This is a genomic window from Thalassococcus lentus (assembly GCF_028023555.1).
Lineage (GTDB): Bacteria > Pseudomonadota > Alphaproteobacteria > Rhodobacterales > Rhodobacteraceae > Thalassococcus_A > Thalassococcus_A lentus.
The window spans coordinates 1-12,111 of record NZ_JAQIOY010000009.1 but is presented as its reverse complement, the minus strand read 5'-3'; the positions used below and the strand labels follow the sequence as shown (position 1 = coordinate 12,111).

Genomic DNA, 12,111 nt, shown 5'->3' with positions numbered 1-12,111 from the left:
GCTCCGTGCGCGGCGTCAAACAACAGGGGCACGGAACAGGCATGACACAGCCGATGATCGACAAGACGGCCATTCGCAATGCTGCGACCGTGATCGTTTTGCGCGACCGAACACGTCAACCCAAGGTCTTGATGGGGCAGCGCGGCGCAAAGGCGGCGTTTATGCCGAACAAATTCGTCTTTCCGGGCGGTGCGGTGGATGCGGATGATGCAAAAGTCCCGTTGGCCCGGCCGTTGCCGCCACTGTGTTCTGACCGGCTCGCCCAGGATGCAGAACCGGGCATTGCACGCGCATTGGGTGTGGCGGCAGTTCGGGAACTATTCGAAGAAACCGGTCAGGTTTTGGGTCAGCCCGGGCCATGGCCGGGCAAGGTTCCTACCGATTGGTTGGATTTTGCTGGCACAGGCCATCGCCCGGCGGCTGACATGCTGCAATTCGTGTTTCGGGCAATCACACCTCCGGGCCGTCCGCGCCGGTTTGATGCCCGCTTTTTCCTCGTGGATGCAGATGATCTTGCAACAGACCCCGATGATTTTTCGGCAGCGTCGGACGAGCTGAGCCATCTGCAGTGGGTTGAACTGGATCAGGTTCGCCGAATTGACATGCCGTTTATCACCGAAGTGGTGTTGGCTGAGATCGCGGCCCGTGTCACAGACATGTCCCCGCCGGATTCCGTGCCGTTCTTCCGTAACGATGACGAAGAGAGCCTGTTCCTGAGGCTGCGCGGCAAGAGAGACCCGGGCTAGCCGGAAATCAGATAATGCCGCGCCAGACCAGCACGGCACCGACCATGGCCATTGCAATGGCAAGGTTCGTCATCAGGCCAGCAACAACTCCGATCCGCCATCTGCTGCGTTTGGCCGTCACGTCTGGACCATACAGATGCGCCACAGCGCGTCTATAGGCCGCGTCGACCCGCGTTCCATCAATCTGAGGTGCAATCCTAGGGTTGCCTGACAGGCGTGCGGCCTCGGCAACGGTCAGCAAATCACGCTTGACCGCCTTGGGCAAAAGCCCACGAGCGCGCGCTGTCCGCGTCGCCAGATCGCCGCGCGACAATCCCAATCGTTTATGCAACATACGCTCCAAACGGGCGTTCCGTTTGGACACACTATTATTCAGCCCCATGGTTGCATCTTATGGCCATTTACAGGCGTAAGACAGCGCTGGCTTGCGGCCAGAGTGTTTCCAGAAACGAAACAATTGATCTTTTACGGGGCCTTGCGGGACTGGAACCTCGTCGGCATTGGCCGTATCACTCGACACATGTTGAATGTCTTGACGCAAGGAACCGAAAGCGCGCGCCCGCCGCTTTTGATCGTTCACGGGCTCTATGGTTCGGGTCGGAATTGGGGTGTGATCGCCAAACGGTTGGGTGGCGACAGGCTGGTTCTGACACCGGACATGCGCAATCACGGCGACAGTTTTTGGTCTGATACGCATGACTATCCTTCCATGGCCGATGATCTGGCCGAAGTGATCGACGCACACGGCGGTAAGGCAGATGTTGTCGGGCATTCAATGGGCGGCAAGGCGGCCATGGTGATGGCTCTGAAACGGCCAGAGTTGATCCAGCGGTTGATCGTGGCCGACATTGCCCCTGTTGCCTACAGCCACGACCAGTCACAGTTCATCGCGGCGATGAAATCTGTGGATCTGTCGCAGGTTGAGCGGCGCTCGGATGCGACGGATCAGCTCGCGCAGAGCGTGGACGACAAGACCCTACAGTCATTTTTCACGCAGTCTCTGGATATCAAGAACAAGCGCTGGCGATTGAACCTCGATGCGTTGGCTGAACAGATGCCAAATATTTTGGGCTTTCCAGAGGTCAGCGGCCATTTTGATGGGCCCACCTTGTTTTTGTCGGGGGCTGAGTCTGACTATGTAAAGCGAGACTACCGCCCCAAAATCCGCGAATTGTTCCCAAAAGCACGGTTTGCCCGCATGGCGAATGCCGGACACTGGCTCCATGCAGAAAGACCGCGCGCTTTCGAAGAGTCGGTCCGCGCCTTTCTCGACATGACGCTCTGAGCACAAACGTGGCCGAACGATCGGTTTTTTGATACACTGAGCTGAGTTCATAGCGTTTCGGCCATGGCTGGGATGCTAACGAGAATTGGAAAACCGATCATGGATCCATTCGCCTTGATTTTTTATGCGGCGGTTTGCGGCTTGCTGGGATTGGCTGGTCCTCGTTTGGGATCTGCGCCAGTCAGGTTGATTGTCGGTGCAATCGTCGGTGTCGTTGCGGTGACACTTTTGCCCGTTCTGCGCGGGATCATCGGCTAACCGGGCTGTTGCCAAACGGGCGGTCGGGCCGCTTCTGCTAGCATTAAGGCCGCCGACCGACCGGTTCACATCGTGTTAAGCGGGCATGCCCAGCCTTTTCTCCATCGCGTCCAGCATGGAGAAGGCCAGTGATCCGCTACATCTACGGAAAAGAACTGCACAAATTTCCAGACCTTTCACGCAGCATGTTTGAAGACCGGGCTGACCAGTTTCACACCCGATTGGGGTGGCAAGTTGATCTGGACGAACAGGGCCGGGAGGTCGACGCCTACGACGCCCTGAACCCGCTTTATGTGATCTGGGAACAGCCCGATGGTCGCCACGGGGGCTCGATGCGGCTGTTGCCGACTACGGGCCGGACCATGGTGAACGATCATTTTTTGCATCTGACAGAGGGTGTGCGCATCCAAAGCCCGCTGATCTGGGAGTGCACGCGGTTTTGTCTGGCGCGTGGCGTGGCGCCGGGCGTTGCGGCTGCCCTGATGCTGGCGGGCGGAGAAGTCATGCGCCACTTTGGCATAGAGCATTTCGTCGGTGTTTTCGATGCGCGCATGGTTCGGATCTACCGCCGTATCGGGGCCAGCCCCGATGTGGTCGGCGCGCAGGGTATGGGGCGTGAAAAGATCAGTGTCGGCCTGTGGGGCTTTTCGCCCCAAGCGCAGGCGCGCGTTTCGAAAAGTGCCGACATTTCACCTGAATTGTCGCGCCGGTGGTTCGAATTGTCCTTTGGCAGGAAACGGAAAATAGCGCGCGCTGTGGCCTGATATTCAGCCGCAGGTGGATCGCGCCGATGCATGACGGCGCAGCGAAGCACCCGGGGTAACACGAGCATGAATTCAGGGCGCGTTTTCGGCTGGTGGCCGCCGGGTGGCGCAGATACTGTCGCGCGCATGACCGTTCCTGCGTTGACATTTTCCGACGATCAGGCCGCTGCATTCGATGCGGTGGCCGATCTTTTGCGTGATGCCGGTGTCAATCTGGAGGATGGTTTGTGCCTTCCTGCCCAAGAGGGGCGGGGCAAGGTCATGGCACTTATGGGCAAAGCCGGTAGCGGCAAAACCCTCCTGCTGGCCGAATTGGTCAAAGCGCTGGAGGCGGCGGGTGTTGAAACCGTTTCGGGCGACTGGGAAGGCCGAAAACGCAAGGATCGCCGGACGCTGGCGATTTTGGCACCCACCAACAAGGCGGCCTTTGTTCTGCGTATGCGCGGCGTGCCAGCGACCACCATTCACCGCATACTTTACACGCCGGTCTACGATCCCGAATACGAACGGATTGCGGAATGGTTGATGGGGCAGGCCGAAAAACCCGAGATCGAAGGTCTGACCGACGAGCTGTTGGAACGTGCGCGCCTGTCTTACGAAGGGCACAAGTCGATTCCGGCCGCTCTGGCGGCAGCGGGGTTGCGCGGAAGTGATTTCATTACCGGTTGGAAGCGGCGCGAAGACCCATTGGATATTGGGCTGGTCGACGAAGCATCCATGTTGGACGAGCGCCAGTTCGAAGACCTTCAGGAGATTTTCCCAAACCTCGTCATCTTTGGTGACCCGGCCCAGTTGGCGCCGGTCAACCAGTCTGGGAAAATGGTTTTCGATACGCTGAAAACCACGCAGAAACTGGAGCTGCACCGCATTCACCGCCAGGAGGCGGACAATCCAATTCTTGATTTGGCACATGCCTTGGCAGACCCGGCGCTGCAGTTTGATGATTTCGAACGCATGATCGAAGAACGTGCCGCGCAGGATGACAGGGTCCGCTATGCGCAACGGGTAGAAGTGGACCTGATGGCGCGTAGTCCGGTGCTGGTTTGGCGCAACGCAACGCGTATCCGGCTGATCAATGCGTTTCGGGCAGTGCATTCTGCGCCTGAAACAGAACTGTTGCCCGGAGAGCCGCTGATCTGTGACGGAATAGAGCTGCCCTTGAAACATCGGAAGAAGCGGCTGGATCTTGAAGCACGCGGACTGATCAAGGGCGCGCAGGTCGTCTATCTAGGCCCCGGACGCAAAACAGGGTTTTCCCGATTGCATGTCATTGGCGCAGAAGAGCCGCAGGTCTCTGCTGCCTCGATTGTCAAAATCGAAAAGCCGGACGAAGAAGAGCCGTTTATTCCCTTTGCTGCCCGTATGGGTGCAACGTTCCTGCATGGCGCAGCGGTGACCATTCACAAGGCGCAGGGCAGCCAGTGGGAAGACGTGCAGGTTTTTGCGCCAGATTTGTATGCCGCGGCGCGTATGGGGCGCAGCGAAGCTGGCCAGCCTTTGTGGAAACGGCTTGCCTATGTCGCGATCACGCGCGCGCAGGAACGTCTGCATTGGGTGGTGCGCAATCGTCTTGCGCGACCCACGGGAATGCTGCGTGTGGATGATCTGAGTGGAACCCCTGCGCCCTTGGCGCTTGAAGCCGAGCAGCCAGAGGGCTGATCAGGGCTCTCAGAGCCCCTTACAGATGCGTTCAGAGCGGGCAACGAAAGCCTTGTACCGTTTCCAGAACGCTTCATGCGTTCCGCGATCCGACTGGCGAATAACCTGTGCCTGATGTGGTTCCGCAAAGAACCGGGCAGCCATGCGTTGATCGGCACCAGACAGATCCCGGTTTGCCGCACTTTGAATGCAGCCACAAAGACGCCTGTTGGCGGCTTTTCGGTTCGCGCGCAAACAGGCCGATGAAATCGGACCTGAAGAAAACTGTGCTGCCGCACCGCCATAGCTGCGTTCGACGCGATTGCCACCGCCGCCACCACAGGCCGCCAGCGCGAACGCGCTGAGAATGAGAAAACCAAAAACTTTCATGTCACCTGTCTTTCAAACGCCGTCGCGGGTTTTCCCGTCTGATCGGCTGTCTGCCCTCAAGGTGCATCTTGCAGCAAAGAGGGCGTGCGATCAATCATCGATCGCGTTCGCCGCCCAAAAACCCGCAGATTCAAGCGGACGGGATCACTCGTGGATGCCGTCCGAGCAGAAGGTGCCGCCTTGGTACAGTGCTCTTGGGTCGTTCTTGTCAGGCCGTTCCATGGCCGCGTCCAGTTTTGCACGGAAACCTTCCGAGCTGTCCTGAGGGGTCCAGCCTATGTACTGCACAGCAGTGTTGTCCCACCAAGTCCCGACATTGTTCGATGCACCATAGATGATGGGGCAGCCCAAACGCGGCACGATAAAAATGCGCTCGATCAACCGGATAAAGTCGTCAAAGCTGAGCCATGTGGCCAGCATGCGGTGATCGATTGGCTCTGGAAAGCATGATCCGATGCGAATGCTTGCGGTCTCGATACCGAATTTGTCGTGATAGAGACTGGCCATGGCTTCGCCAAAAACCTTCGAGACACCATAGAGCGAATCCGGACGGGTTGTGGCGTGGGCGTCCAGATTTTCATCCTGCTTGTAGAACCCGATGGCATGATTGGAGCTCGCAAATATGATCCTTGGCGGCGCGCTGGATTTGCGGGCCGCCTCATAGAGATTGGCAACGCCTTCGATGTTGGCATGCCGAACCGCGTCCCAAGTTCCTTCGGTCGACTGTCCGCCCAAATGGATGATGCCATCGCACCCCTCCACCAGTGCCTCGACCCCGGCTTTGTCGCCCAGATCGCAGGCAACCAACTCTTCATGAGGTGCGGCGTCACCCAAATCGCCCAAATCACTGATGCGCAGTGTTTCCGCAAATGGGTGCATCCGCTCTCGGCACAGGCGGCCCAGAGTTCCGTTTGCGCCGGTGATCAACAGTTTTTTCAGCATGATCGCTTCTCCATTTTGGGTGCCGTGGATCTAACCGGCAAATCGCGTTTGCGGCACGCCGCGTGTGCCATGCCCGGTGACTGCGAACAGCCCGCCAGCAAATGGTTGATTTGATCCTTTGGTCAGTCCTATCCCGATTGAGGTGACGTACAGCACGTCAAGATTGGCCCCACCGAACATGGGTTTGGTCGGCTTTTCAACGGGCATATCGATCGTGGCCAAAACCTCTCCCTCAGGTGACAGGCGGTACAATTGCCAGCCACTCACACCGGCCTGCCAGTAGCAGCCGTCTTCGTCCACAGTTCCGCCATCCGGTCGCCCGTTTACAGCACGGGTGTCGAAAAACGTCTGTTCCACGCCCGGCTCTCCGGTTTGCTGATCATAATCAAAGGACCAGATTTGGCGCACCTCGGGATAGCTGTCTGACAGATACATCCGCGATCCATCCGGCGAAAACGCCATGCCATTGGGTGTGAACATCCCTGTGCGCCACGGTTTGACCGTCAGGTCCGTGTCCAGACAGTATACCGTGCCTTGGCGCTTTTGGGGCGTGCCGTCGTCCTGCATGGACCCGGCCCAAAACCGGCCCTGAGCGTCGGTTGTGCCATCGTTGAATCGATTGCCGGGCAGATCCGGCTCAGGATCTGTTATGTGCTGGCGCTCACCGCTTTCAGGATCAAACAACCAAAAGCCTGTCTTGGTGGCCAAAACCAAACCGCCGTTTTCACGCAGGGCAAGACACCCCACCGGCTCGCCCCATTCCCATGTCTGGTTTTGCGACGTGTCCGGATCAAATCGATGAATGAACCCAGCGGGAATATCGACCCACCACAAAGATTGCGTGCGCACGTCCCAAACGGCGCCTTCGCCGATGCCGCTTTTGGTGTCGGCAACGCATTCGATTTTGATGCTCATTCAGTGGCTCCTGCAATCATGTCGAGGGCAGCACGTGCGATGCTGTCTTTGGATGGCATCGTGGCGGCATATGCCGGACCCGTGGCAATAAAACTGTCATCGGCGGTCAATCGATGCAGCCGGGCAGGCGATGTCTCGGAAAAATGAGCCATCAGAGCTTCGGCGACACCACCGGAATGCCGGGTTTCATCGACAATCAGGATATTCTGACAGCCACTTGTGGCTTTGGTCAGGGCGTCCTTGGGCAAGGGTGACAGCCAACGCAGATCGATAACGCGGGCCCGAATGCCTTGTTCTTCAAGGTCGGGAAGGGCCTGATGCGTCAGGTAGGTTCCATTGCCAAAGGTTACGATGGCCAGATCTGTGCCGTCGCCGTGCTGTCCGACGGTCCCCAAGCTGATATTCTCACTCGGGTCGGGGTAGCTGTGCATCCAAAGGCCATCTCCGGAGGAATGCAGATCCCGCATTGGATAGAGCGCGATCGGCTCCAGAAATGCCACGACGCGCTGTTCTTCTCTGGCCAGCCGAACCGCTTCGCGCAGCATCATGACTGCGTCAGCTCCGTTTGACGGGACGGCAAGGATCAGTCCGGGAATATCGCGAAGAACGGCCACTGAATTGTCGTTGTGAAAATGCCCGCCAAATCCTTTTTGATAACCCAGCCCGGCAATACGCAGCACCATGGGGTTCGTGTATTGACCGTTACTGAAAAATGGTAGGGTGGCGGCTTCGCCGCGCAATTGGTCTTCGGCATTGTGCAGATAGGCCAGAAACTGAATTTCGGGCATGGGCACGAACCCGTTGTGCGCCATGCCGATGGCCAGTCCGAGGATGGATTGCTCGTCCAGAAGGGTGTCGATGACCCGGTCCTGACCGAAACGCGCCTGCAGCTTTTGTGTAACGCCATACACGCCGCCCTTTTTGCCGACATCCTCGCCCATCAACACGATTTCACCGTGTTGCAGCATCAGATCGGTCATGGCCCAGTTGATAAGGCGCGACATGATCTGGGGTTGCTGCTGTGCGTCCAGATCCTTGCCAAACAGGCGGGCCCGGTCTGCCGGGGTCGGGCCATTGGTGGGCGCGCAGTCCCGTTTAGGCGGGATCAGGCTGGCCATGACATCGGTCGCGGTTCGCAGTTTTGGCTGGTCCGCGATTGATTGCGCGATTTTTGCGGTTTGCGCTTCGGCCTCCTGGTAAAGCGTTCGGGCGACGTCTGGTTTGAGAACTCCTGCAGCGTCTAGCAAACGGGCCGAGTGCAGCAGCGGGTCGTTCGCCTCTTCTGCTTCGACCTCTGTGAGCGGCAGATAGCTGGTGGCCACATCCGCGCCCGCATGTCCGTAAAGACGAATGGTTCGGACGTGCAAAAACGCGGGTTTTCGGTGCTGGCGCACATAGTCTGACGCGGCTTTAGCCGTTGCGTACGTGTCGTAGATGTCCAAGCCGTTGCAGGCAAAATACCTGAGCCCGGGGCGGTGTTCGAAACTGGCCCGTATCCAGCCTTCGGGTGTTTTGGTCGAGATGCCAATGCCATTGTCTTCGCAGCAAAAAAGCAGTGGCAAGGGTGCGGCCTGAACAGAGGTCCAACTGGCTGTGTTGAAAGCACCCTGCGCTGTGGAATGGTTCGCCGATGCGTCGCCAAAGCTGCAAAAGACAATACAGTCGTCTGGAAGACTTGCATGTTCCGGGCGATGACGCCGCGCTGCGCCAATGGCATAGGCGGCGCCGACGGCTTTGGGCAGATGGCTGGCAATGGTCGACGTCTGAGGTGGAATATTCAGGGACTTCGATCCCAGAACTTTATGCCGCCCGCCCGAAATCGGATCGTCGGACGAACAGGCAAAGGACAAGAGCATATCGCGAACCATGTCCTGATCCGCGACCTGACGGGCGCGCTGTAGCTGAAACGCACCGTCCCGGTAATGCAAAAAGGCCATGTCCGTTGGCCTGAGCGCTGCGGCCACGGCGGCCATGCCTTCGTGTCCCGAAGAGCCAATGGTGTAAAACCCCTGACCGGCTGCCTGCATCTTTCGGCTTTGCCGGTCCAGCGCGCGGCACTCGATGCCGGACTGAAAGATCTCCAGCGCCAATTCCGGTGGCAACGGGCCCGATGGCGCCGGACCGTCTGGCAAATTGCCCGAGGCAGTACGGGAAAGAAAATTGTCGTGAACAATCTGTACGCGGTCCATGAATGTCCTCTGGCAGGCACGCGGCGGTGGTTTGTTTAACGCCAGTAGATCACGCGTGACGCGACAAGGCCATGGGCATGTGAAGGTCCCGGCAGGGCCTTAGGTTCCGCGCCGTTTGGCCCGTAGTGTCGGGTCGGCTTGACGTGGATCCTCTGGCCAGGGGTGTTTGGGATATCGCGCACGCATATCTTTGCGCACGTCGGAATAAGAACCATCCCAAAACCCCGGCAAATCCATAGTTGTCTGCACAGGGCGTTGTGCGGGCGAAAGAAGCGTAACTTTCAGCGGTTGCCCGGCGACAGAGGGGTGGCTTGTCTGTCCGAACATTTCCTGAAGACGAATGGAAATTTCCGGATGATCGCCGGAATAGTCGATGGGCACCTTTCGGTCCAATGGCGTCGTGAAATGAGCGGGAACCATCGTATCCAAAGCCTGCTGCTGGGACCAATCCAGCCGTGCGCGCAATGCGGGCAGCACGTCGAATTTGCGTAGGGCGTCGGCTGTTTTGATCCCTTCCAGATAGGGCAATACCCAATCATCGAGCGTATCCATTAGGCTGTCGATGGACATATTCGGCAAGTCCAGGCCGCCGTTTCGGCCAATGGTGACCCGGGCAATGAACCGGTGGGCGGCGTCACTGATGGGCAAACCGATATCCCGAACGCCGTCCAGCATGGCTTTGGCCACGGCCTCGGTTGGGGCATCCTTCCAAATCCGGTCATCAAGCGCGATCTGCCCCAACATTTCCTGACGCCGTGCGACTACGCGGCGTTCGCGCTTTGACCATTCGCAGTGTTCCGACCAATGCAGTTGATCTTTGAACAGATCACGCAGTTCGGCTTCTGAAATTGCGATGGCTTGTCTGACCCGGGCTTCGCGTGGATCGCCGTCGGTATCGGTGACGACAATCAAACGGGTGGCTGCCAATGGATCGGATTCGTCGAGAACGGCGCCTTTGCCCCTGGACAGTTGAAACCGGGGGGCGTTACCCTTGCGGTGCAATCCGATCCTGTCGGGATAGGCGAGTGCGGCGGCCTCTGCCGGGCTGAGCGGAGCGGATGCCTTAGGGGCATTTGCCAGTTTGCGCAGCCGTGCCGTTTCACCCCGAATACGTTCCAAGGCGGCCCGATTGATCTGATAGGGACGATTGCGGGCAAAAGCCTTGGGGTCCCTCAGCGCTTCTAGCCTGAGGGAAATATCAACCGGTGCTGCCTGAAGCGGATCACGGTCGGACAAAAGGGCCGCCAGTGGCGCGGCCTCTGGTCCAGCGGTCGCCAGCATATGCGCCAACCTTGGATGCAGCGGCAGTTTGGCAAGCACGCGTCCATGATCGGTGATGCGTTTATGCGGGTCCAGAGCGCCGAGCATCTGCAAAAGGCTCTGAGCTTCGGAAAATGCGCCTTGGTTTGGCTGGGTCAGAAAAGGCAGTTGTTCAGGGCCGGCACCCCACACAGCCAATTCGAGGGCCAATGCCGAAAGGTCGGCGGATTCGATCTCGGCCGGAGGAAAAGGCAACAGACGACCTTCCTCGCCCTTGGTCCAAAGATGATAGGCCACGCCCGGTGCAACCCGGCCCGCGCGGCCGGCGCGCTGAGTGGCCTCGGCGCGGGTGACCCTTTCGGTTACAAGGCGCGACATGCCAGAGCCGGGATCAAAACGCGCGCGCCGCGCCCTGCCGCCATCGACGACAACGCAGATATCTTCAATCGTCAGCGATGTTTCTGCAATTGACGTGGCCAGAACGAGTTTGCGTCCGTCCTTGGCTGGCCGGATCGCAGCGCGCTGGGCATCAAAGGGCATGGCCCCGAACAGAGGGTGAATTGTTATTTCCGGTGCGAGACGGTTCTTGAGCGCGGCTTCAACCCTGCGGATTTCACCTTCGCCGGGCAAAAAGGCGAGGATGCCGCCTTGAGTTTCAGAAGCGGCCCGGACGATCAGATCAACCATGGTATTCTCGAACCGTTGCGTTTTGGGCACGGGCACCGAAAGCCACCGGTTTTCAACCGCAAAACTGCGTCCTTCTGAGGTCACGACCGGGGCTTGCATCAGATCAGCGACGGGCTGTGCATCCAGTGTTGCCGACATGGCCAAAAGGATCAGATCATCCCGCAACGCGCCCGCGATCTCAAGGCACAGCGCTAGTCCGAGATCGGCATTCAAAGAGCGTTCGTGAAATTCATCAAAAAGAACAGCGCCAACACCAGTCAGTTCCGGGTCGGATTGGATCATGCGTGTCAGAATGCCTTCGGTGACCACTTCGATCCGGGTTCCGGACGAAACCTTTGCTTCACCACGAATGCGATAGCCGACAGTTTCGCCCGGGTTTTCACCCAGGGTTTGCGCCATGCGTGTCGCTGCGGCGCGGGCCGCCAGCCGTCGCGGCTCCAGCATCAGAATACGCCCATCGGTCAACTGGGCCTCAAGCATGGCAAGCGGAACGCGTGTCGTCTTGCCCGCACCGGGCGGGGCCTGCAAAACGGCACGCCCGGCCGAGCGCAGATGGGCGATCAGAGCAGGTAGGGCAGCTTCGATTGGCAGGCGGTTCATGACGGCTTTATGGGCGTCTGGTCTGCTCGCGGCAAGCAATCAGCGTGATGCTCCGGGGCGTTTTGTGTCGCTGCTGGGGGGCTCGCCCCCCAGACCCCCGAGGATATTTGGGGCACAAAGAAACAGGCAATATCGTTCTTTTGAGGCGCGATGGCGCGCATCGGAAACCGGGCAGGGCGCAAATGCGCGCCTTGGCGTCGGGATTGGTCTACGCGGATCGAAGGCATCATGGTTTAGTCTGGTCCAAGCAAATGGGAGACGCAGATGTCGGAACGAATCCGTTTTGAGCTGGATGGCGAAATGGTCGAGGCTGAAGCCGGTCAGACGCTTTGGGATGTTTGTGCTGGTCGTGGTTTTCGTCTTCCGCATTTGTGTCACAAGCCTGAGGGTGGTTATCGCGCGGACGGGAACTGTCGTGCTTGTATGGTTGAGATTGA

At 58.7% G+C, this 12,111-nt stretch carries 12 protein-coding genes; 6 read left to right on the top strand and 6 right to left on the bottom strand.

Going from position 1 to position 12,111, the window contains the following annotated elements:
* Positions 1-41 precede the first annotated feature (41 nt).
* Positions 42-746, top strand: a complete 705-nt coding sequence (locus PFY00_RS16720; protein WP_271433737.1) for an NUDIX hydrolase — start codon at positions 42-44, stop codon at positions 744-746.
* Positions 747-753: 7 nt separating this feature from the next.
* On the opposite strand, the gene PFY00_RS16715 is transcribed toward PFY00_RS16720, so the two are convergent.
* A complete protein-coding gene (locus PFY00_RS16715; RefSeq protein WP_271433736.1) occupies positions 754-1,110 on the bottom strand; it encodes a hypothetical protein in 357 nt (118 codons plus the stop codon).
* A 156-nt stretch (positions 1,111-1,266) separates the two neighbouring features.
* On the opposite strand from PFY00_RS16715, the gene PFY00_RS16710 reads away from it, so the two are divergent.
* The 4 genes from PFY00_RS16710 to PFY00_RS16695 all read left to right on the top strand — a co-directional run bounded on the left by PFY00_RS16710 (position 1,267) and on the right by PFY00_RS16695 (position 4,712).
* Positions 1,267-2,031: an alpha/beta fold hydrolase gene (locus tag PFY00_RS16710; RefSeq protein ID WP_271433880.1), complete on the top strand. Its 765-nt coding sequence runs from the start codon at positions 1,267-1,269 to the stop codon at positions 2,029-2,031.
* Positions 2,032-2,094: 63 nt separating this feature from the next.
* Complete coding sequence (locus PFY00_RS16705; protein ID WP_271433735.1) at positions 2,095-2,289, top strand: hypothetical protein; 195 nt, start codon at positions 2,095-2,097, stop codon at positions 2,287-2,289.
* A gap of 128 nt (positions 2,290-2,417) precedes the next feature.
* Entirely contained in the window at positions 2,418-3,053 is a 636-nt protein-coding gene (locus PFY00_RS16700) for an acyl-homoserine-lactone synthase (protein ID WP_271433734.1), read from the top strand.
* Positions 3,054-3,179: 126 nt separating this feature from the next.
* Positions 3,180-4,712: an ATP-dependent DNA helicase gene (locus tag PFY00_RS16695; RefSeq protein ID WP_271433879.1), complete on the top strand. Its 1,533-nt coding sequence runs from the start codon at positions 3,180-3,182 to the stop codon at positions 4,710-4,712.
* Between the two features lie 9 nt (positions 4,713-4,721).
* On the opposite strand, the gene PFY00_RS16690 is transcribed toward PFY00_RS16695, so the two are convergent.
* From PFY00_RS16690 to hrpB, 5 genes are all read right to left on the bottom strand, one after another.
* Positions 4,722-5,081: a hypothetical protein gene (locus PFY00_RS16690; protein WP_271433733.1), complete on the bottom strand. Its 360-nt coding sequence runs from the start codon at positions 5,079-5,081 to the stop codon at positions 4,722-4,724.
* Positions 5,082-5,225: 144 nt separating this feature from the next.
* Positions 5,226-6,023 carry an NAD-dependent epimerase/dehydratase family protein gene (locus tag PFY00_RS16685; protein WP_271433732.1) on the bottom strand — a complete coding sequence of 266 codons (798 nt, stop codon included), beginning with the start codon at positions 6,021-6,023 and terminating at the stop codon, positions 5,226-5,228.
* Between the two features lie 30 nt (positions 6,024-6,053).
* Entirely contained in the window at positions 6,054-6,938 is an 885-nt protein-coding gene (locus PFY00_RS16680; protein WP_271433731.1) for an SMP-30/gluconolactonase/LRE family protein, read from the bottom strand.
* Positions 6,935-9,127 (bottom strand): thiamine pyrophosphate-dependent enzyme, encoded by a 2,193-nt coding sequence (locus PFY00_RS16675; RefSeq protein WP_271433730.1) that lies wholly within the window; start codon positions 9,125-9,127, stop codon positions 6,935-6,937. The genes PFY00_RS16680 and PFY00_RS16675 overlap by 4 nt, the downstream gene beginning before the upstream one ends.
* A gap of 99 nt (positions 9,128-9,226) precedes the next feature.
* Entirely contained in the window at positions 9,227-11,674 is a 2,448-nt protein-coding gene (gene hrpB, locus PFY00_RS16670; protein ID WP_271433729.1) for an ATP-dependent helicase HrpB, read from the bottom strand.
* A 264-nt stretch (positions 11,675-11,938) separates the two neighbouring features.
* Between hrpB and PFY00_RS16665 the strand changes: the two genes are divergently transcribed.
* Positions 11,939-12,111 (top strand): 2Fe-2S iron-sulfur cluster-binding protein (locus PFY00_RS16665; RefSeq protein WP_271433878.1); only part of this gene is annotated, 173 nt, incomplete at its 3' end.